27 protein-coding genes are annotated in these 20,253 nt (G+C 66.2%); 25 read left to right on the top strand and 2 right to left on the bottom strand.

Going from position 1 to position 20,253, the window contains the following annotated elements:
* Window positions 1–176: 176 nt before the first annotated feature.
* Complete coding sequence (locus ACAM51_RS23500) at window positions 177–1,259, bottom strand: phage portal protein (RefSeq protein WP_369642026.1); 1,083 nt, start codon at window positions 1,257–1,259, stop codon at window positions 177–179.
* A 2-nt stretch (window positions 1,260–1,261) separates the two neighbouring features.
* Window positions 1,262–2,959: a terminase family protein gene (locus tag ACAM51_RS23495; RefSeq protein ID WP_369643876.1), complete on the bottom strand. Its 1,698-nt coding sequence runs from the start codon at window positions 2,957–2,959 to the stop codon at window positions 1,262–1,264.
* A 347-nt stretch (window positions 2,960–3,306) separates the two neighbouring features.
* Here ACAM51_RS23495 and ACAM51_RS23490 point away from each other — a divergent pair, with 347 nt between their 5' ends.
* From ACAM51_RS23490 to ACAM51_RS23370, 25 genes are all read left to right on the top strand, one after another.
* Complete coding sequence (locus tag ACAM51_RS23490) at window positions 3,307–4,140, top strand: GPO family capsid scaffolding protein (protein ID WP_369642025.1); 834 nt, start codon at window positions 3,307–3,309, stop codon at window positions 4,138–4,140.
* 62 nt (window positions 4,141–4,202) lie between these two features.
* Entirely contained in the window at window positions 4,203–5,210 is a 1,008-nt protein-coding gene (locus ACAM51_RS23485) for a phage major capsid protein, P2 family (protein WP_369642024.1), read from the top strand.
* A 99-nt stretch (window positions 5,211–5,309) separates the two neighbouring features.
* Window positions 5,310–6,020: a phage terminase small subunit gene (gpM, locus tag ACAM51_RS23480; RefSeq protein ID WP_369642023.1), complete on the top strand. Its 711-nt coding sequence runs from the start codon at window positions 5,310–5,312 to the stop codon at window positions 6,018–6,020.
* 129 nt (window positions 6,021–6,149) lie between these two features.
* Complete coding sequence (locus tag ACAM51_RS23475) at window positions 6,150–6,614, top strand: head completion/stabilization protein (RefSeq protein WP_369642022.1); 465 nt, start codon at window positions 6,150–6,152, stop codon at window positions 6,612–6,614.
* On the top strand, window positions 6,614–6,817 hold the full coding sequence (locus ACAM51_RS23470) for a tail protein X (RefSeq protein WP_369642021.1): 204 nt from the start codon (window positions 6,614–6,616) through the stop codon (window positions 6,815–6,817). The genes ACAM51_RS23475 and ACAM51_RS23470 overlap by 1 nt, the downstream gene beginning before the upstream one ends.
* 6 nt (window positions 6,818–6,823) lie before the next feature.
* The gene (locus tag ACAM51_RS23465; protein ID WP_369642020.1) at window positions 6,824–7,054 is read left to right on the top strand and encodes a hypothetical protein; all 231 of its coding nucleotides are present in this window, start codon (window positions 6,824–6,826) and stop codon (window positions 7,052–7,054) included.
* Window positions 7,051–7,611 carry a glycoside hydrolase family protein gene (locus tag ACAM51_RS23460; RefSeq protein ID WP_369642019.1) on the top strand — a complete coding sequence of 187 codons (561 nt, stop codon included), beginning with the start codon at window positions 7,051–7,053 and terminating at the stop codon, window positions 7,609–7,611. Before ACAM51_RS23465 ends, ACAM51_RS23460 begins: the two co-directional genes overlap by 4 nt.
* Window positions 7,608–8,171: a DUF2514 family protein gene (locus tag ACAM51_RS23455; RefSeq protein ID WP_369642018.1), complete on the top strand. Its 564-nt coding sequence runs from the start codon at window positions 7,608–7,610 to the stop codon at window positions 8,169–8,171. The genes ACAM51_RS23460 and ACAM51_RS23455 overlap by 4 nt, the downstream gene beginning before the upstream one ends.
* Window positions 8,155–8,649, top strand: a complete 495-nt coding sequence (locus ACAM51_RS23450) for a phage tail protein (RefSeq protein WP_369642017.1) — start codon at window positions 8,155–8,157, stop codon at window positions 8,647–8,649. Before ACAM51_RS23455 ends, ACAM51_RS23450 begins: the two co-directional genes overlap by 17 nt.
* A gap of 104 nt (window positions 8,650–8,753) precedes the next feature.
* Complete coding sequence (locus ACAM51_RS23445) at window positions 8,754–9,215, top strand: phage virion morphogenesis protein (RefSeq protein ID WP_369642016.1); 462 nt, start codon at window positions 8,754–8,756, stop codon at window positions 9,213–9,215.
* 70 nt (window positions 9,216–9,285) lie between these two features.
* A complete protein-coding gene (locus tag ACAM51_RS23440) occupies window positions 9,286–9,777 on the top strand; it encodes a YcxB family protein (RefSeq protein WP_369642015.1) in 492 nt (163 codons plus the stop codon).
* 97 nt (window positions 9,778–9,874) lie between these two features.
* Window positions 9,875–10,471 (top strand): phage baseplate assembly protein V, encoded by a 597-nt coding sequence (locus ACAM51_RS23435; RefSeq protein WP_369642014.1) that lies wholly within the window; start codon window positions 9,875–9,877, stop codon window positions 10,469–10,471.
* On the top strand, window positions 10,468–10,818 hold the full coding sequence (locus tag ACAM51_RS23430; RefSeq protein ID WP_369642013.1) for a GPW/gp25 family protein: 351 nt from the start codon (window positions 10,468–10,470) through the stop codon (window positions 10,816–10,818). The genes ACAM51_RS23435 and ACAM51_RS23430 overlap by 4 nt, the downstream gene beginning before the upstream one ends.
* Window positions 10,815–11,756 carry a baseplate J/gp47 family protein gene (locus tag ACAM51_RS23425; protein ID WP_369642012.1) on the top strand — a complete coding sequence of 314 codons (942 nt, stop codon included), beginning with the start codon at window positions 10,815–10,817 and terminating at the stop codon, window positions 11,754–11,756. Before ACAM51_RS23430 ends, ACAM51_RS23425 begins: the two co-directional genes overlap by 4 nt.
* Window positions 11,749–12,960 (top strand): phage tail protein, encoded by a 1,212-nt coding sequence (locus ACAM51_RS23420; RefSeq protein WP_369642011.1) that lies wholly within the window; start codon window positions 11,749–11,751, stop codon window positions 12,958–12,960. The genes ACAM51_RS23425 and ACAM51_RS23420 overlap by 8 nt, the downstream gene beginning before the upstream one ends.
* A gap of 6 nt (window positions 12,961–12,966) precedes the next feature.
* Complete coding sequence (locus ACAM51_RS23415) at window positions 12,967–15,213, top strand: hypothetical protein (protein ID WP_369642010.1); 2,247 nt, start codon at window positions 12,967–12,969, stop codon at window positions 15,211–15,213.
* 11 nt (window positions 15,214–15,224) lie between these two features.
* Window positions 15,225–15,875 carry a hypothetical protein gene (locus tag ACAM51_RS23410; RefSeq protein WP_369642009.1) on the top strand — a complete coding sequence of 217 codons (651 nt, stop codon included), beginning with the start codon at window positions 15,225–15,227 and terminating at the stop codon, window positions 15,873–15,875.
* Between the two features lies 1 nt (window position 15,876).
* On the top strand, window positions 15,877–16,794 hold the full coding sequence (locus ACAM51_RS23405; protein WP_369642008.1) for a hypothetical protein: 918 nt from the start codon (window positions 15,877–15,879) through the stop codon (window positions 16,792–16,794).
* An 86-nt stretch (window positions 16,795–16,880) separates the two neighbouring features.
* Window positions 16,881–17,471, top strand: coding sequence for a hypothetical protein (locus ACAM51_RS23400; protein ID WP_369642007.1), 591 nt, complete (start codon window positions 16,881–16,883; stop codon window positions 17,469–17,471).
* Window positions 17,468–17,710: a hypothetical protein gene (locus tag ACAM51_RS23395; RefSeq protein WP_369642006.1), complete on the top strand. Its 243-nt coding sequence runs from the start codon at window positions 17,468–17,470 to the stop codon at window positions 17,708–17,710. The genes ACAM51_RS23400 and ACAM51_RS23395 overlap by 4 nt, the downstream gene beginning before the upstream one ends.
* 23 nt (window positions 17,711–17,733) lie before the next feature.
* The gene (locus tag ACAM51_RS23390) at window positions 17,734–18,930 is read left to right on the top strand and encodes a phage tail sheath protein (protein WP_369642005.1); all 1,197 of its coding nucleotides are present in this window, start codon (window positions 17,734–17,736) and stop codon (window positions 18,928–18,930) included.
* Between the two features lie 38 nt (window positions 18,931–18,968).
* Window positions 18,969–19,478, top strand: coding sequence for a phage major tail tube protein (locus ACAM51_RS23385; RefSeq protein ID WP_369642004.1), 510 nt, complete (start codon window positions 18,969–18,971; stop codon window positions 19,476–19,478).
* 67 nt (window positions 19,479–19,545) lie between these two features.
* Window positions 19,546–19,896 carry a phage tail assembly protein gene (locus ACAM51_RS23380; protein WP_369642003.1) on the top strand — a complete coding sequence of 117 codons (351 nt, stop codon included), beginning with the start codon at window positions 19,546–19,548 and terminating at the stop codon, window positions 19,894–19,896.
* An 8-nt stretch (window positions 19,897–19,904) separates the two neighbouring features.
* Complete coding sequence (locus ACAM51_RS23375) at window positions 19,905–20,021, top strand: GpE family phage tail protein (RefSeq protein ID WP_369642002.1); 117 nt, start codon at window positions 19,905–19,907, stop codon at window positions 20,019–20,021.
* A 40-nt stretch (window positions 20,022–20,061) separates the two neighbouring features.
* On the top strand, window positions 20,062–20,226 hold the full coding sequence (locus ACAM51_RS23370) for a hypothetical protein (protein WP_369642001.1): 165 nt from the start codon (window positions 20,062–20,064) through the stop codon (window positions 20,224–20,226).
* Window positions 20,227–20,253: the final 27 nt, after the last annotated feature.

Raw genomic sequence — 20,253 nt, 5'->3', positions numbered from 1 at the left:
GCGCGCCGGGGGGCAGGATGGAAGTGGCGGGGGCACCGGCCGGGGAGCCAGGGGGCATGGCTAGGGGCTGGAGCGCGCCAGGCGGGCCGCTAGGGGCCTGCGGCGGGACGGGATGGGGGTGCAAGGTAGGCGAAAAAAACCCGCACGTGGCGGGCTGTGCTGGGCCGGGGCGGGGTCTATGCCCGGGCGGGGGCCGTGGACGGGGCGTCCTGCAGGACGTAGGGCTTAAACGTGCACACCATGCGGCCGGCCCAGGTGTTGATGGCGTTGGCCATGCGCGCCTGCAGCGGCGCGATTTCGTTGCGGGCGAACACCATTGCGGCTTTCTCCACGTCTCCGAAACCGCCCACATTGTTGGGCAACATGCCCATCAGCTGGGGCGGCACACGGTGGGCGGCCAGCACGTCGTCGCGGCTGGCGTTCTTGATGTTCAGGAAGTCATCCTTGGCCGCCACCTCGCTGATGGGGATCATCTGGATGCCATCCTTCTTCCCGTTGGGCGCGTAGTAGAAAAGGTTCTTGAAGTTGCCCACACCCTTGGTTTTGGTCAGCTGCTCGCGCATCCTGTCCACATCGCCCTGAGACTGGGCGGCATCGGTCACGTACAGGATGAAGCCGGCGTGGCTGCCGTTGTTGTAGTAGCGGCGCCGGAACAGCGTGGCCGATTCGTTGAGCATGGCCGACTGCAACGCGCCCAGGTACGGCGGCAGGCCATAGATTTCCTGGTGAATGTCCTGCTCGCGTAGCTGGAACACAGCGTGGCGCGGGAATTCGTGTGGGGCCTGCAGGTCCGTCACGAAGAAGAACCTTCCTGCTTCAATACCGCGCCGGGTGTACTTGCCCAATGCGTGGCGCAGCTCCAGCAGATCGCCCAGCCGGTTGCGGCGCCGCTCCAGATAGGCATTGCCCAGCACCATGTAATCGAGAGCGAAGCCGCTGAAGGCTTCGGCGCTGAGCGACTGAGACGGAATGAAGGTGCTGACCAGCACATTGACCTTGAACCGCAGGGCCGACTCATGGTGCGCACCGACACGCAGAAGACGAGCAAGCGCGGCCAGGCTCACAGGCGGTTCGTACCAGTCGCCGCACTGCAGGCACTCCGCATACTCCAGCAGTGCGGAGCGCCCCCCCAGTACAGGCTCAGGCTCGCCCAGGTCGAAGCTGAACGCCTGGGCCTGCGGCGGGGCAGCAGTAGCCGCAGGTGCTGCAGTGAGCGTGGGGGTGTAGTGCGCCTGCGCGCGGCGATTGCGTTTTGTCATGGTCAGTCAGAGATAACAAGGAAGGATTGGCCCTGTGGCGTGGCCAGATCGGTGCCGGTTTCCAAGGGTTCATGGCTGAGCGCATTCATCGTCGCCCAGGCCAGATCAGAGTGGCCGGATTCTTCGCTGCGGCCGGCTGCATATGTCACATTCCGCCCGCTGGCCGTCATCTCGCGCTTGATGGCCATGAAGCTGGTGGCCAGCTCCTTGTTGCCGGCGTCAAACTCCAGCCGTCCCGCATTGATGACCTGTTGCGCCTTGAGCACCAGCATGGTTTTGCTGTCCACGCTGTAGTTGATGCCGCGCACCGCGGGGTAGAACTTCTGCACCAGCTGATAGACGCCCTGCCCGATGCCCGTGGTGTCCACCGTCATGCCGGTCACATTAAAGCGTTCGGTGATGGTCTTGATAGCCTTGGCCTGCGCTTCAAAGTCCATTCCCTTGAACTGCTGCGTGTGCAGCACGCGCAGCGCCCCGCCCGGCCTGATGGGCTGGGCGACCACCACCAGGCCGGCGTTGTCGCCGGTGTGGCTGGGGTCATAGCCCACCCACACCGGCAGCCAGCCATAGGGCCGCTGGCTGAATGGCTTGAAGTCGGACCACAGCTCCCAGCTGTCCACCATGCAGGGCTGCAGCATCGAGAGGGGGAAGACCGAGAACGAATCATCGACAAACCCGCACATCAGCAGGTTTGCAAACTCCGCGTCGGAATATTCCAGCTTCAGTTCTTCAAGGTCGAACAGGTCACAGCCGCCCGCAAGGGCATCCATGATCGTGACGATATTGCGCCACACCCGATCCTCGCCAGTGAAGCCACCGGCCAGGCGCGCGTGCGTCAAGTCCACTTCAATCCTGGACTTCTTCTTGACCCGCAGGCCCGACCAGAACGCATAGGCCGCGTGCTGGATGCTGCTGGGCGTACTGAAATAGGTCTTGCGCCACTTCTTGTGCATGGCCATGCCGCTGGCCACCTTGTTAAGCCGCTCAAAGTCCTGCGTCCAAAAGAACTCGTCGAAGTAGAAGTTGCCGTGGTAACCCTGCGCCGTGCGTGCATTGCTGCCCAGGAAATAGAGCGTGGCGCCGTTCGCCAGGATGATCGGATCGCCCTTCAACTCCACGCCCGTCACTTCGTGCACGAACGCGCAGATGTACTGCTTGAAGATGTGCGCCTGTGCCTTGCTGGCGGACAGGAAAATCTGGTTACGCCCAGTCTCCAGCGCATCTATCAGCGCCTCACGCGCAAAGTACCAAGTGGCGCCGATCTGGCGGCTTTTGAGAATGGCCCGCGTGCGCTGCTGGCTGCTCTGCCACCAGCCCAACTGGTACTTGAATAGCGAATCGAGGAAAGCGCTTTTCAACTGCTCCACCTGTTCCTCTGACAGGTGGTTTTTGCCGCGCGACTTCTTCGGCCCTGCGTTGCGCGCCTCAATCGCCGGGTTCAAATCGGCTTCACGTCCTGTGCGTTCGTACTTGCCAATGCGAGCCAGACGCTCCAGTTGTCGGCCCAGCAGGTCGATTTCCTTGAAGTCGCCGCCCGTCTTCACGTCCTTGGCGATCAGCGTTGAAAGCCGCGCCTCCAGCGTGTACTCCACACGCTGCGCTGCGGGGGTGTCCTGCCACTTTTCGGCCTTGCACCAGCCGTGCAGCGTGCCGCGTGGAACGCCCAGGTGCTCTGCGATGTGCGACAGCTTCCACCCCATCCAGAACAACGCGCGCGCCTCGCGACGAACGCCCGCACCGCCATCCACCGGGCTTGTTTCACCCCCCGGCTGAGCGTCCTTGAAGATGGCCTTGGCACGGCTGGCGATTGCTTTCTGCGCAGCGCTGCCCGTGTTGCAAACAGCGCTCACAGTTCGCTTTGGCTTAGGCGCGGCAGTTGGTTTGATGGCGGCTTTGCTTGTCATGGGCTGCCAGTGTCTGCCGCGCGCGCGCGGAAAGCAGCAACGGGAAAATGTGATTCGCGCAGCCACAGCGCGCACAAATTGCGGCAAGTGCAAGGCATGCAGAACATAGGCGGTAGATCAACTCACCGCACGAAAGCCGCACCATGCCAGCAACGTCCAAGTTCTACCGCGTAGCCGTCGAAGGCCCGACCATCGACGGGCGAAACATTCAGCGCGAATGGCTGAAACAGGCCGCAGCCAATTACGACCCCGAGGTGTACGGCGCCCGCGTGTGGGTTGAACATATGCGCAGCGCGCTTGCTGACAGCCCCTTTTCTGCACAAGGCGATGTGATCGCTTTGAAGGCAGAAGAAATCAGGACCGGCAAGCTGGCCGGAAAGATGGCCTTGTTTGCCCAGCTAAAGCCACTTGCCGGCCTAGTGAACCTCAACAAGAACGGCAAGAAGATGTTCACCAGCATCGAGCTGGTGCCCAACTTCGCAGAGTCTGGCCAAGCCTACGTGACGGGCGTAGCCGTGACCGATGAACCGGGTAGCCTTGGCACTGAAATGCTCAAGTTCTCCGCGAAGAGCGCAGACAACAAGCTCACCAGCGAATTCATGGAAACCGGTCTGGACATGGAGGCTGGCGCGGACGCTGACCAAGACGGCGGCAGTCTCGCGGGCCAGATGGTCAAGGCATTCAGCAGCATGCTGGAAAGTTTGCGCGGCATCACCGCGCCCAAGCACACACCAGAAGCCACCGGTGCCTTCGCTGCCAAAACGCTGGAAGTGCTGGGCGCAGCTGATGCCGCCATTCAACACCAGTCCAAAGAACTGGCAACCGAGAAAGCCGCCCGCGAGAAGCTGGCGGGTGAGTTCTCCGCGCTCGAAAAGAAGTTCAACGAACTGACCGTGACGCTCAGCAAGCAAGACGGCGGCGGCACCGCACGCCCCGAAGCCACCGGCACCGAAGGCACCGTGCTGGCCGACTGCTGAGCCACCACCCACGAGCGCACAACGCAAGCACCTTCACCAAAACCGAACCCAAGGGACCGACCATGAAGAACCCAACCCGCAAGCACTTTTCCGCCTACCTCGCCCAGCTCGCCACTCTCAACGGCGTGGAGTCGGCCGCCCAAATGTTCACCGTCACGCCCAGCGTGCAGCAGAAGCTGGAAAGCCGCATTCAGGAAAGCAGCGAGTTCCTGAAATCCATTGGCATCTACCCGGTGGACGAAATGCAGGGCCAGAAGATCGGCATCGGCACTGACGGCCCGGTGGCCAGTCGCACCGACACCACCGCGGGGGATCGCACCACGCGCGATGCCGCATCGCTGGGCGGCCAGGGCTACCAGTGCGTGCAAACCAACTACGACACCCACGTGCGCTACGCCACGCTGGACATGTGGGCCAAGTTCCCCGACTTTCAGCTACGCCTGTCGCGCGCCATCCAGCAGCAATGCGCGCTGGACCGCATCATGATCGGCTTCAATGGCACCAGCGCTGCGGCCAACACCAACCGCGTGACAAATCCCCTGCTGCAGGACGTGAACAAGGGCTGGCTGCAGTACCTGCGCGAAAACGCGCCCGAGCGCGTCATGGACCACGGCGCCACTGCAGGCAAGGTGGTGGTGGGCGCTACTGGCGACTACAAGACGCTGGACGGCCTGGTGTACGACGCCACCGAATCGCTGCTCGACGCATGGCACGCCGAGGCCGGCGACCTCGTGGCCATCGTGGGCCGTGGCCTGATGCATGACAAGCTGTTCCCGCTGGTGGACGGCCAGACCGCCCCCACGGAAATGCTGGCCGCCGACATCGTGCGCAGCCAGCGCCGCCTGGGCGGCAAACAGGGCATCACCGTACCCTACATGAAGCCCAACGCCATCCTCATCACCAGCCTTAAAAACCTGTCCATCTACTACCAGGATGGCAGCCGTCGCCGCGCGGTGATCGACAACCCAAAGCGTGACCGCATCGAGACCTTCGAGAGCAGCAACGACGCGTTCGTGGTGGAAGACCTGGGCAAAGCCTGCCTGATCGAAAACATCGAGCTGCAGGACTGACGCGCAGCAGCCGGCCGCAAATAGCCGCTCCTAAAAAAAGGGCCGCTATTTGCAAGCCAGCCGCTGCGGCACCGACAAGAAATACCGGGAACACCAGCTATGCGACAGACACCAGCCCAGCGGCACCGCATGCACAGCCTTGCATCGCAGCAGGCCGCGCAGCACGAAGCCGACAACGCCCACGGCCAGACCGTGGGAACCGCCTACGAACTGCAGCTGGCGCAACTGCACCAGCACCGCCTGCGCCTGAAGGACATGCACAGCGTGGAACGGAAGATCGAAGCAAAGCGAGCCATGCTTGCGGAGTACGACGCCTATGTGGACGGCGTACTGCAAGCCCGGCCAGGCACCCAGGATGATGTGCTGGCCACGGTGCTGGTGTGGCACATCGACGCGGGCAACTACACCCGAGCACTGGAGATTGCGGAATACGCGCTGGCCAGCGGCATCAAGCCGCCAGACCAGTACAACCGCAACCTGCCCACCATCGTGCAGGACGAAGTGGCCGAAGCCATCCTGGCTGGCAAGCTCAGCGGCGCAGATGCACTGCAGGTGGCCGCCAAAGCCATGGCGCTGACCGACCTGGCCGACACACCCGACCAAGCCAAAAGCAAGCTGTACAAGGCCGCAGGCTGGGCCGTGCTAGGCAAGACCGGCAGCCACGATGTGGACATGGCCACCCGCCCTCTCAAGGCGTGCAAGGAAGCGCTGCCCCTGCTGCAGCGTGCCATGGAGCTGGACACCCGAGCCGGTGTGAAAAAAGACATCGAGCGGCTGGAACGCCGCCTGGCCAAACCCCAGGCGAAGTAACCCAGCCGCTGTAACCCGAGCGTACCCCGCACCCGTGGCGGCCCCAGGGCAGAGAGCGCACACCCGTGCACCACTCCGACGCCCTGGGCCACCGCCACACCTTCAAACACTGCCTGCACGAAGCTCCCCATGTCGTTCATCGCTACCGCCAATCCGCCCATCGAAGCCGAAGACGCACAGGTTGAAAACGACCCGTGGTTCCCCGCCATCGAAGCGCCCAAGGTCCGCGAGGCCTGCCTGCTGGACGGCACCGTGACAGCCGCGCGCCTGGCCGAAGCCATCGAAAGCGCCATCGACACGGTAAACGGCGAGCTGCGCAGCTACAAGGCCGAGCAGATCGCCCTGGGCGCGGCCTCGCTGGGCGTGGCCGGGGACGGACGCCAGGCTGGCCGCTACCTGCGCGCCATCCATGCGCACGTGCAGGCCGATCTGGCCGAGGCGTACCGAGAAATCGACACCACGCCGCACAACGACAGCAAGACCGAACGCATCCGCGAGCGCATCGAAGCCAAGGTGGACGAACACCGCCGCAAGCTCCGGTGGGCTATCTCCGACCTGTTAGGCCGGCCGCGCACCACCGTGGAGCTGATCTGATGCGCGCGGTTGCCCAAGATCACGAAATGCTGGACGAACTCTGCCAGCGAACCACGGGCGCCACGGCCGAGGTGGTGGAGGCCACGCTGGCCGCAAACCCTGGCCTTTCCAGGCTGGGGCCGCGCTTGCCCGCTGGCACCGTGGTGCAAATCGTTGTCCCGCCCAAGCGAACCCAAAAACAAACCATCAATCTGTGGGACTAAATCACCATGAGCGAAACCCCAAGCAACATCGCCAAGGCCGTGGGCGTGGAGGCCATGAAGGCATCGCCACCCGTTGCCGTAGCGGCGAAACAAGACGGCGGCTTTTTCACCCTGAGCCCAATCACCACCCTGACTTGCATCTATCTGGTGCTCCAGATCGCGTACTTGGCCTGGAAGTGGCACAACGAACGCGAAGACCGCAACGCCAAGCGCAACGAATGCGAGGTGCAGGAATGAGCACAAGCACCCGCCAGCGCATCGCCGTGGCACTGCTATCCCTATCGGCCGCAGGCTTCGCGACATGGAAGGCGAGCGAAGGCGATGGCCCCACCAGCGTGCGGACTGATGGCACTGTGATGCACCACGCCTACATCCCCACGGCGGGCGACGTGCCCACCATCGGCCACGGGTCCACCCGGTACGAGGACGGGACGCCCGTGCGCCTGACCGACCCGCCCATCACGCGCCAGCGGGCCGCGCAGCTGGCTCGTGCCCTGCACAGCGAAGAAGAAGCCAGGTTCAAGGCCAGCCTGCCCGATGTCCTGCTGTACCCAGGGGAATACGACCTGTATCTGGACTTTGTGGGCCAGTACGGCATCGGCAATTGGCGCGCCAGCTCCATGCGCCGCCACCTGCTGGCTGGTGACCACCTGCGCGCCTGCGAAGCCCTGCCCCAGTGGCGGTTTCAGGCCGGGCGCGACTGCCGCTTGCCACAGAACTGGGGGCCGCAGGGCTGCAAAGGCGTTTGGGCCCGGCAACAAAAGAGGCATGCGGACTGCATGGCGATGCAATGACAGCACTTGCCACCCTGCGCGCTAGCGCCTGGAAATACACCGCCATCGCCTTGGGCCTGGGCCTGGGCTTCGCCCTGGTGATGCAGACCCTACGCCTGGCAGAAGCCAAGCTCGAAACCGCCCACACCGAAGCCACCTTGCAGACCGAGCGCGCCACCGCCGCGCGCATGGCCTTCAGGACCTCAGAACGGTACCGCACCCTGGAAGGAAAACACCGTGACGAAATCGCCCAAACCGACACCGCTGCACAAACCGCCCTTATTGCTGCTGATGCTGGCCGCGCTCGCGCTGTTGATGCTCGCAACCGGATGCAGCACGACCTTGCCGACTACCTCACCCAACACCGTGCCGCCGCCCAGGCTCGCGCCGCTGCCGGACAGTGCGCGCCAGACACCGGCCCCGCCGAACTGCTTGCCGACCTGCAGCGACGCGCTGACGACAGAGCGGGAGAGCTGGCGCACGTCGCTGACACCGCCCGCACCCGTGGCCTTGCCTGCGAACGCGCCTACGACAGCGCCCGCGCAATGATGGAGGCCGCCCAGAATGGAAAAACCGAATAGCCTGCGCGAGACGCTGACCAAGGCACTGCCTGCGCTCAAGAAAGACCCGCAGAAACTCGCCATCTTCATCACTGGCGGCCGGGTCATGCACACCGGCACCGACTCGCTGTCGTTTGAGTACGCCTACACCCTGCGCGCGCTGCTGCTGGACTATGCGGGCCACGCCGATGCCGTCATGGCCCCGCTGGTGGGCTGGATGAAGCGCAATCAGCCCGAGGTGTTCGACAACCCCGAGCGCCGCGCCCGCGCCATACGTTTCGAAGCCGAGTATCTGAACGCCAAGGCCATCGACCTGCAGATCGATCTGGAGCTGACAGAGCGCGTTATCGCCCGCCCGCGTGCCAGTGGCCCTGCCGGCGCGCTGGACCTGATCCACCCCAAGGAACCACCGCCACCGCTGGCGATCCTGCAGGCCGAGCACTGGGAGGTGTTCCTGCGCGACGAGAAGCTGGCCGAATGGGACTACGCCCCCCGATGAAATACCTGTTCACCGTCTGCTTTCTGGTGTGGGAGGGATACCAGCGCATTCGCGGACGCTGGCGCCGCTGGGTGCGCACCCGCCAGCGCGGGGAGCGCTGAACCATGGCCGACGACTTCATGCAGCTGGAAAGCTGGCTCCAGCCACTGCTGGACCGCCTCACCGAGGGCGAGCACCGCAAACTCGCCTTGGACATGGCCCGCGAGCTGCGCCGCGAGAACGCCGCTACCATCCGCGCCCAGCACGGCCCCGATGGTGAAGCCTGGACGCCGCGCAAGAACCCGCTGCGAGACCAGCGCGGCCAGCTGCGCAAGCGCAAGGCACAGAGCATGTTCGCCAAGCTGGCGGGCGCCAAACACCTGCGCGCCCAGGTCGAAGGCGGCGACGCGGTGGTGGGCTTCGCGGGCCGCACCGAACGCATTGCGCGCGTGCATCACTTCGGCCTGCGCGACAGCGTGAAGCCGGGCGGTCCGGAATACGACTACCCGGCCCGCCCCTTGCTAGGAATTTCAGGCGACAGTGCAAAACGTCTGCATGAAATCCTGCTTGCGAGGCTTAGCCTCTAGTCGGCTATCCAAGGCGCCACAAGCGTGAAGCAGAATCAGGCGTCGATTCAAAAAAACCGGGAGGATAACCATGCGAATTCAGTTCAAGACAACCTACTGGGACGTGCTTCGGTTCAACATTGCACACGCCTTCAGATCGCCCTGGCATCAACTCACAAACGGGCTGCTTGCCGCCTGGATCATCTGGACATTTATGACGGACTCCAAGACTGACTTCATCACCGCATCCCTGATTGCATTCTTTTGGTGGACTGGACTGTGGATCGTTAACTTTTTCGTGTTGGCGTTCGCCGTCGCTGGCAAGAAGAACAAGACCATGTATGTAGAGCACACCATGGAGATAACCGACGAAGGACTACTTGAAGAAACCAAGTTCAACAAGTCCATCTTCTATTGGCCAGGCATCGTCAAGCTGTTGCAGCATCCTGGCTTCATCGCTGTGTACATATCTGGCCACCAGGCTCACGTCATACCCAAGCGGTTCTTTGCCTCCAAGGTTGAGATGGGCGAGTTCAGGCGGTTGATAGAAGAACACATGGAGCGCTCCAGAGCGCTTACATAGTCGCTTCTTGTAGAGGACTTCGTTATCGAATTGTCCAAAGCGCAGCCACAGCGCCGGCTGCGTGCTTTCTCGCGCACGCGCGGGCACCATCAAATGCATGGAACGCCCCGTCGATCAGCCCGAATCCCCGTTTGAAATCCTGCGCCGCCTGGAGAACATCGCACGGGTGGGGACCATTGCCGAAGTGCGCACCGGCCGCCCCGCGCGCTGCCGCATTCGCTGCGGCAACATCACCACCAACTGGATTCCATGGATAGCGGGCCGCGCGGCCGGTGAAGCCGGTAGCGTGTGGTGGCCGCCCAAGGTGGGCGAGCAGTGCCTCATGCTCGCACCGGGCGGCGACCTCATGAACGCCATGGTCCTTCCCGGCGCCTACAGCGACGCAAACCCCCAGGTCAGCGAAAACCCCGAACTGTTCCGCATGGAGTTCGGCGGTGCTGGCTACATGGAACACGACGCCACGTCCGGCGAATTCACGCTGTCAGCGATCACAAGCATTCTTTTGCGCGTGATGGAGTCGTCTATCCAAATCACGCCCGATGCAATCGTGATGAAAGCCGGGGGCGCGACCGCAACGCTGAACGGCGAAGGCTTGAAGGTGACGCCCGATGTGCTGGCGCAAGACATCAGCCTGGTGAACCACCTGCACCCCGGCGTGAAACGCGGCGGCGAAGAAACGGACCCGCCCGTATGAACCGCAACACCGGCCACGCCATCACCGGACTGGACCACCTGCGCCAGTCGCTGGGCGACATCCTCACCACGCCCATCGGCTCGCGCGTCATGCGCCGCGACTACGGATCGCTGGTGCCCGAGCTGATCGACCACCCCGACAACCTGGCCACCCAGGTGCGCGTCTTCGGCGCCGTGGCGAGCGCGCTGATGCGCTGGGAGCCACGCTTTCGCCTTTCGCGCATCGAATCCCTGCGCGACCCTGAACGCAAGGGCGCGGTGCTGTTCCGCCTTCACGGCACCTACGACCAGCGCGGGCGCGTCGGGCCGCTGTCCCTGAGTGTTTCCGTAACGGGCCGCGCAGCATGAGCACCCTCGACCTTTCCGCCCTGCCCCGCCCTGCCGTGGTCGAAACCCTCGACTACGAAACCGTGCTGGCCGACCTGCGCGCCGACCTGCTGCGCCTGTACCCCGCAGCTGCCGAGGTGCTGGCCCTGGAGAGCGAACCGCTCAACAAGCTACTGGAAGTTGCCGCCTACCGCGAACTGGTGATACGCGCCCGCATCAACGATGCCGCCCGCGCCGTCATGCTCCCTTGGGCCGTGGGCACGGACCTGGACAACCTGGCGGCCCGCTATGACCTGGCACGCCTGCCCGGTGAAGATGACGAACGCCTGCGCTCGCGGGTGCTGATGGGCTATCACGCGCTGTCTGCCGCTGGCAGTCCGACCAGTTGGCGCCTTCGAGCAATGTCGGTGTCGGTGGACGTGCGCCAGGTGGATGTGTGGGCCGACCGCCCCGGCCGCGTGAAAGTCTGCCTGCTGGCCCGCGTGGCCGCAAACGCCAACGATGTGACGCCCGACCAGCAGGCCGTGGGCCGCGCGCTGTTCGGCGAACACCCCCAGGCCGGGGCCAATTCCATGTGCTGGCGCGTGGCCGTGCCCGGCGATGCCATCGTGGGCCAGACCGAAGCCGCGCTGCTGGCCGAGGACGTGCGCCCCCTCACTGTCGATGTGGACGTGACGGCAGTGCGCGTGCTGCCCCTCGCCGTGGCGGCCACGCTGGTGCACCCGCCGGGCCCGGACGGCGCCCTGCTGGCCGCTGGCGCTGCCGCCCGGGTGCGGGCACTGGGCGCCCGCGCGGCATTCCGGGTCGATGTGACCCGCGCCGCCCTGGTGGCCGCCCTCATGGGCGACGGCATCCGCGACGCGGTGCTGGCCACACCTGCCGCCGACATTGCCGCGGGGCGGGGGGAAATCCCCGTCATCACGTCCATCACCGTCACACCACAGGCGCGCCATGACTGACCGCCACCACCTGCTGCCGCCCAACGCCACGCCCCTGGAGCGCGCGGCATCGTCTGCCATGGGGCCGTGGACCGTGGGCGACTCTGCGCTTTCGACGTTGCAAGATCCGTTGCGCATCCCCGCGCACCTGCTGCCCCACCTGGCCCTGGCCGAGGATGTGCCCGTGTGGCCCCAGGGCGAGGCCGAGCGCCGCGCCGTCATCAAGGCCAGCCCGCGTTTGCATGCCCTCATCGGCACCCCGCGCGGCCTGCGCGAACTGGCCCGCCTGGCAGGTGCCCGCATCCAGCGGCTGGAAATGCCGCCCGCCAAAACCTTCCTGGGTTACTGGGACGGTGAAAGCCGCGCAAAGTGGCTGGCCGCCCATCCCGAGATGCGCATCTACAGCCAGCGCGAGCGCGCCCCGTGCGAGGGCCTGATGCTGGGCCACGGGTTCGTGGCCGCCAAGGCCGAGCCACCAGCCCGCACCAGCGCCATGGTCCGAAGCGCCGTGCGCGCGGAGATCCGCTACCCCAACGGCCAGGTGTTGCCGCTTACCACCCACGGGTGGACCGACATGGCGCAGGACCGCACCGCCACCGTGGACCTGGCGCGCCGCGCCGTGGCCCGTGGGCTGCACCTGGGTCAGCCGCTGGCCGGGGTCATGAGCCGCGCAGACGCATCCACCCGCTACTGGCGCGTGCAGAACGTTACCTACCGCGAGCGCCTGCAGCTGCTCACCTTGAAGCAAATGGCGCCATCCCTGGCGCCCCTGTCGCCCGATGCCGAGCCCGTGGCCGAGCGCGCGCCGCGCCCGCATGTGCTGTGCGCCGGCCTGCCCCTCGCAGGCTTCACCGTGCGCAGCGACAGCGCCCGGCGCATGTACGCCCGCATCCGGCTGCACGACCCGGCCGTGGCCAACGTGCCCAAGCACGGCCCCGCGTACCTGGGCTTCACGCGCCTGTCCAGCCCGCCATTCATCGCCCTGGCCCATGTGCGCATGCCCGAGCGGCGCCAGCCGTTCGCCATGGCGGGCAGCGCCATGAACGCCGCGCTGTCGGCCGGTGGCGCCCGCGAGCGCATGGCCCCCGTGCTCGACGCCATGGACTGGGCGCGGGCCGCACACGACAAGGTGCTGGTGCGCACCCGGCTGCATGCCACGGCGCGCGCCAGCCGCATCCACAAGGCCGGCGCCGTGCTCGCCGGCCAAACCATCAACAGGAGCTAAACCCCCATGGAAAAAAGCGTCATATTCCGCGACCGCCAAGAGCTGCAGGCCGCCGACCTCAACAACTCCCAGGCCTGGGGCGACGAAGCCCACCGGCATCTGGTGACGGACACCATCACGGCCGAACGCCAGTTCACGGGCCTCACCGTGTCCGCGCGCAGCGCCACCGATCTGGAGATTGCCACGGGCCGGCTATATGACGGCCCCACAGGCAAGGTGTACGCGCTGGACGCCGCGCAGGTGCAATCGGTGTTCGCCATGCTGCCCCTGCAGGATCAAAAATGGGTGGCGGTCAGCGCGTTCGGCGCCGAAGAAGACACCGATATCCAGCCGCGCGATTTCTTGCTGGACCTGCAGACCCGCGAAGTCGAACCCGAGGCCGTGGCCATGCAGCGCCGCCGTGTGGCGACCGTGCACATTGCCCAGGGCCTGGAGTCCCCCACGCCCGAGCGGCCCGAGCCGCCCACGGGCTACACGCTGATCGCCCATGTGCGCCTGTCGCCCACGGGTGTGCAAGAGGTGGTGCTGGCCGATACGCGCCGCCTGCCGAACCTGCAGCGCATCGACGCCCGCGTGCGCACCGCGGAGGGTTGGATTCTGGCGGCCGAACCGCGCATCGCCCACATCATGAGCGACATCGCCGGGCTCGCGTCCGACCTGGCCACCCGCGCCAGCCTGGAGCATGTCTCCCAGCTGGGCGTGGACATGGCAAAGCTCAAGGAACGGATGGAAATCCCGGATGACTACGTGTTCTACGGGTCCGACCACTTCCTTGACGCCGGCGAAAGCGACCCCGCCCACGCGGGCTACAACGCCGACACGTTCGAGGGCATCCGCCCGGCCATCGCGGCCCAGCAGAGCGGCGCCCTGTCGCTGCTCAACCCCATGGACCCCGAGGCCCGCACCAGCGCCGCCGGTCTGATGCTGCCCGCGTTCGATGAAGTCACCCGTCTGCGAATGGAGAACCGGGCGGGCGAGCTGGCCATCAACCAATACCAGTACCAGACCCTGAACGCCGTTCAGAAGACCCTGAGCCGCGAGCGCGTGCGCACCGGCGAAACGCTCACCTACTGCACCAATAGCGCATTCTGGAAATCCGGTGTTTACGACCCTGTAACCGGCATCCTGCGCCGGGGCGATGAAGTGTGGACGGTGGACCCGGCCGACCAAGCCCGCGCCAACATCGACCACCAGTTCCTGCGCGTCACACGGGTCTGGATCGACCGCTGGGAGGAACCCTATTGGGACATGGTGACCACCAACTACGTGGTGCAGGGCTCCGTGCTCGCGCAAACCGTGCTCATGGCCCAGACGGGCTGGCTCACCAGTGTGGAAATCTTTGTGACCAGCGCCGACGCGGCCGGCGGCCTTACGGTGCTGGTGACCGAAGCGGCGCTGGGTCAGCCCGATATGGAAAAGGTGCTTTCCCGCGCCACCCTGGCGCCCGGCGCCGTCACGGCCGGCTGGCTCAAGGTGGCCTTGCCCGACCCGCTGCTGGTGGAAGCGGGCAAGCGCTATGCCGTGGCGCTGGTGACCGGCGCGGGCCACCGCGTGGGCTTCACCGAGGGCACGGAATACACGCAGGGCATCCTGATGTACACGCAGGACGGCGCCTACTTCACCCAGGCGGCCGAGCGCGATCTGATGCTGCGCCTGAACTTCGCGCGCTTCACCTCGCCCCGGGCCGTGGTGCAGATGCAGCCGCTGCAGCTGGCCGGCGGCGTGCAAGAGCTGGACATGCTCTATGACAGCGCCGTGCCGGCCGGTTGCCGCCTGGTGTGGGAATACCAGACGGGCGGCCTTTGGCGACCCGTCACGCCCGACACCGCGCCCGCGTTCGGCGGCGCGGCCCTGGTGCCGCTGCGCGCGGTGTTCATCGGCACGCAAGACCTGATGCCCGCCGTTCGCCCGGGAACGGCCCAGGTCACGGTGCGCCGCCGTGGCACCACGTTCGTGCACGTCAGCAGCGACCGCGTGCTGGGCACGCCGTCGAAAAACATCCGCGTGCGCCTGCTGCTGGAAGACTTCGGCACCGATGCGGCCCAGACGGTCGATTGCCGCCTGATCGTGGGCGGCGCCACCGTGGCCGCCACCACCAGCCGCGATGAAGTGGTGGACGGCCGCAGCCGCTGGCGCGAGTTCCGCTTCACCCTGGCCGCCAACACCGGCGCGTACCGCATCCGCATCGACGGCGCGGGCGTGACGGGCGCCCACCCCTGGCACGTGGCCGAGCGCTACGACCTCGCGCTGTAAGCGGAGCCGACATGCCAAAACGATTCGAGGCATACCGCATGCGCGACGGCGTGACGCCGTTGTCCGAGGACTTCTTCAATGGGGTTTTCGGCGATATCGACGCGCGCATTGCAGAACTGGAAGCGCGCCGCGCGGACCTGCAGGGCGTAGTCGATGAGCTGACGCAATTTGGCCTGGCGCGTATCGACACGCTGGTGGGGCCGGCCATGGCCGAAGTGGCCGCCATGCTCCAGCAGCTGCGCGACCGGCGCGACGAACTGGAAGCGGCCATTGGCAACGTGGGCGACCTGGCCACGGGCACGCAGCTGGGCGCGGCCATCGCGGCCGAGGCCACGGCACGAAACGAAGCCATCGCGCTGGCCGTGCAGGCCGAGGCCACGGCGCGCGCAGCGGCCCTGGTGGCCGAAGCGGCGGCCCGCGCTGGCGCCATCGCGCTGGCCACCGCCAAGCCCAGCGCGGCCACCGTCACATATGACGCATCGGGCCGGGTGTCGAACATCGCCGAAACGCTGCCTCAAGGCGAGCGCACCACCGTGCTGACCTATGGCGCAGCCAACCGCGTGGCCACCGTGGCCGAAACACTGGACGGTAAGACCCGCACCACCACCTACGGCTACGACGCGGCCGGCCGCGTGAGTGGCTTCGCCGCCGTGGAGGCTTGACATGTCCGAAGCACTGATCGCCCCCACATACGCCGAAGTCGCCCAGATGCACCGGCATTTCAAACTGCTGTACGGCAACCCCCTGGCGCTGGACTACCTGCTTGCCACGCCCTCGCCCACGGGCGCGCAGCTGCAGGCCTGGCTGGCCACGCCCGCCAATCTGGTGGCATTCCAGCAGCTGGTTACCGCGCCCAACGGCGCGGCGGCCGTGTGCGCCAGCGGCGGGGCCATGGCGGCCGTGGCCGGCAGCACCACGGCCATGCAGTACATCCTGGGCAGCAGCGCCGGCCTGAACGCCATGCTGTTTTCCAACACCGCCATGGGCGCGGTGGCGCCCAGCAACGCGGCCATGACGGCAATCATCCAGAGCGCGGCGGCGCGCAATTCCTTGTCGGTCAACCGGCTTGCGCTTGCGGTGGTGGCCGAGAATGCCGGCGCCGTGTCCTTGATGGCCGAGCACGCCGACACCATGGCGGCCGTGGCCGCCAGCGTGGACGGCATCCGCGCGCTGGCCGCCAGCGCCACCGCGATGAATGTGATCGCCGCCAGCGCCAATGCCATGGCGGCCATCCTGGCCAGCGCCACCGCGCGCGCGGCCGTCTACGACTCCACCGTCGCGTGGAACGCCATCGCGGCGGCGCCGGCGGCCCGCGCTGCGCTGTCCAACGTTGCTGTTCAACACAACACCAGCGCGTCAACGCACACCTACCCCACCGGGGTTGCCGCAGGGGTGCGGGTGGCTTTCATCCAGCAAAGGACCACCTCGTCGGGCTATCCGTCCTTCGCCGGGGCCAGCGCCGACACCTATGCCACGGCAAGCGTCACGTTCATCGACCGCTACGTGCGGGTCACGGGGCTGACGCACCGAATCGAAAACGTCTCATTTGGCACCTACGTGCGCTACGTGGTCATGCAGTAAGGCCCGCCCATGAAAACCCAACTCATCATCATCGACGGCGCCATTGCCGGAACCACCACCCGGGCGACCCCAACGGCTACACGCTGGTGGACGCGCCCGAGGGATTCGACGGCGACCTGTCGGCCCTGGAATACGACGCCCAGGCCGGCGCGGCGCGCCTGTCGCTCGCGGGGATGAAGGCCCGCCGCATCGCCGCCATCAAGGCCGAGGCCGCCACCCACCTGGCCGCCAGCGCATGGAAGCTGCAGCGCGCCAGCGAGCGCGAGAAAGCCGGCTGGCTGCAGCTGGCGGACGTTGCCACCGTGCTGGCCGAACGCGAGGCCGTGCGCCGCAGCAGTGACGCCGCCGAAGCGGCCGTGCTGGCGCTCACCGATGTGGCGGCCGTGCTGGCCTTCGCCTGGGCGGCCGATGACGTGGCCGTGGCCGCGCCCCGCCTGCTCACGCATGAACAGTTCATCCGGCGGTTCACCCCAGCCGAGTGGGAGGCCATGACGGCCGCCGCCCGTGCGAATGCGGCCATGGACGCCTGGATGCGCCGTTTCACGCTGGCCTCGTTCGTGAACCTCGATGACCCGGCCACGGCCGCCGGCGTGCAGGCGCTGGAGCTGGCCGGCATCCTGGCCGCAGGCCGCGCCGATGAAATCCTGGGCGCCGAGCCCTTGGAGGCCGCCCCATGAATGCCTGGCTGCTGAACCTGGCCATTGCCCTGGACCAGCTGGCCAACGTGCTGTTGGCCGGCGCGCCCGACGAAACCCTTTCGAGCCGCGCGCACCGCATGCGCGCGAAGGGGCACCGCTGGTGGGGGTGGACCGCCGCCGCCATCGACGCGCTGTTCTTCTTCGACCCCGACCACTGCGCCCGCGCCCACGAATCCGAGAAACGGCGCCAGCAGCAACCGGCCGACCTTCGCAACTAACCCCCCCATCCACAGGAGAACCCATGGCTACCCAAGCAAACTACCACCACGGCGTGCGCGTTGTCGAAATCAACGAAGGCCAGCGCAATATCCGCATCATTTCCACGGCCGTGATGGGCCTGATCTGCACGGCCAGCGACGCGGACGCCGCCGCGTTCCCGCTCAACACCCCAGTGCTGGTGACCAAGGTGGACGCCGCCATTGCCAAGGCCGGCACGCTGGGCACCCTGTCCGGCGCACTGACCGCCATCCGCGACCAGGCCCGCCCCATCGTCGTCGTGGTGCGCGTGGCCGATGGCGAGGGCGTCGATGCTGCGGAGAAGGAAACAGACCAGAACGGCAAGGTCATCGGCACTGCCTTGGGTTCGCAGTACACCGGCATGCAGGCGCTGCTGGCCGCGAAAGCCAAGCTGGGCGTGCAACCGCGCATTCTGGGCGCGCCAGGCCTGGACACCCAGGCGGTAACCACCGCCCTGGTGGCGGTGGCGCAGAAGCTGCGCGCGTTCGTGTATGCAGAAGGCCACGGCGCTGATGTGCCCGAGGTGATGGACTACCGCCAGAATTTCGACGCCCGCGAGCTGATGCTCATCTGGCCCCGGGTCAAGGTGGCCACGCCTGGCACCGGCGTGGTGGTGGATGCCTCGCCCGTGGCCTACGCCATGGGCCTGCGCGCAAAGATCGACGCCGAGCAGGGCTGGCACAAGACGATTTCCAACGTGCCAATGAATGGCGTGCTGGGCATCAGCAAGGATGTGTTCTGGGACTTGCAGAACCCCGACACCGACGCGGGCATGCTCAATGCGGCGGGCATCACCACGCTGATCCGCAATCAGGGCTTTCGCTTCTGGGGTTCGCGCACCTGTGCCACCGACGAACTGTTCGCCTTCGAGAGCGCCACGCGCACCGCGCAAATCCTGGCCGACACCATGGCCGAGGGCCATTTCTGGGCGGTGGACAAGCCTCTGCACCCCAGCCTGGTGAAAGACATCCTCGAAGGCATCAACGCCAAGTTCCGCGAATTGAAGCGCCTGGGCTACGTGCTCGGGGCCAGCGCCTGGTACGACGAAGAGGTGAACGAAGCGGCCACGCTCAAGAACGGCAAGTTGACGCTGGACTACGACTACACGCCCGTGCCGCCCCTGGAAGACCTCACCTTTCAGCAGCGCATCAGCGACCGCTATTTCGCCGACTTCGCCCTGCGCGTGGGCACCGGCGAATAAGGCCGCACCACACCACCGATTGACCACAGGAGAACACCATGGGATTGCCCCGCAAGATCAAGAACTTCGCCACCTTCGTGGATGGCGTCAACTACGTGGGCGAAATGCCCGAAGTGGGCCTGCCCAAGCTCGCCCGCAAGATGGACGATTACCGCAGCGGTGGCATGAACGCCCCCGTGAAGGCGGATTTCGGCATGGAAGGCATGGAGGCCGAGCTGACGGCCGCCGGCTACATGAAGGAACTGTTCGTCAGCTGGGGCACGCTGCGCCATGACGGCGTGCTGCTGCGTTTCGCCGGCGCCCTGCAAGGCGACGACAGCGAGAGCGTGGACGCGCTGGAAGTCGTCATGCGCGGCCGGTTCTCTGAAATCGACCCCGGCAGCGCCAAGGCCGGCGAAGCCACGGCCATCAAGTTCAAGGCCGCGCTGAGCTACTACAAGCTGACGATCAACGGCGAAACCATCATCGAGATCGACGCCGTGAACATGGTGGAAATGGTCAACGGCGTGGACCGCCTGGCCGAAGTGCGCGCCGCCCTGGGCGTCTGACGCCCGACACATACGCGCGGCCCCACGCGGGCCGCGCCTTCTTTCCTTCTTTTCCTGACCCCTTGCCATGAACACACCGACCCAAACCACCACCGCCGCCGCTCCCGCTGTTGCCATCGCCGCCCCCGGCATCCCCGTGGGCATCGCGCTGGATGCGCCTATTCAGCGCGGCGCCCAAACCATCACCCACGTGCAGGTGCGCAAGCCCAACGCGGGCGCGCTGCGCGGCCTGTCGCTGGTGGAGGTGCTGCAGATGAACGTGACGGCCCTGCAGACCCTGCTGCCACGCGTGACGGAACCGCCGCTGCTGAAACAGGAAGTCGCCCTGATGGACCCCGCCGACCTTGTCAGCCTGGGCACGGAGGTGGTGGGTTTTTTGGTGCCGAAAGCGCAGCGGGAGGCATTCCAGAGCGAGTAGAGGACGCCATGGCCGACCTGGCCCTGGTGTTCCATTGGCGGCCCGTCGACATGGACTCCATGACGGTGGCCGACCTGATGGAGTGGCGGGAGCGGGCGCGCGAGCGCCACGAGCGCCAGGAATGACCCGCTGAACCCTGCGCCATTGGATGTGCAAGAATGAACCATGATCTTTACCGCCCTCACGATTCTGCTGATCGCAGCCCTGGCCGTCATCGGCCTGGGCGTTGCGCTCCTGCCCGTGTATGTGTGGATGCAGGCGCGCGACCGGGCATCCGCCGCCGACTTCGCCGAAGCGAAGCGCATCCTGGGCAACGACTTTCCCGCCTGATTTCCCGCGCTGGCGGCCGTGGGGGCC

The organism is Acidovorax sp. A79 (genome assembly GCF_041154505.1).
Taxonomy (GTDB): domain Bacteria; phylum Pseudomonadota; class Gammaproteobacteria; order Burkholderiales; family Burkholderiaceae_C; genus Acidovorax.
Note: the sequence above shows the minus strand (reverse complement) of the source record. Positions and strands in the feature narration are given on the sequence as shown.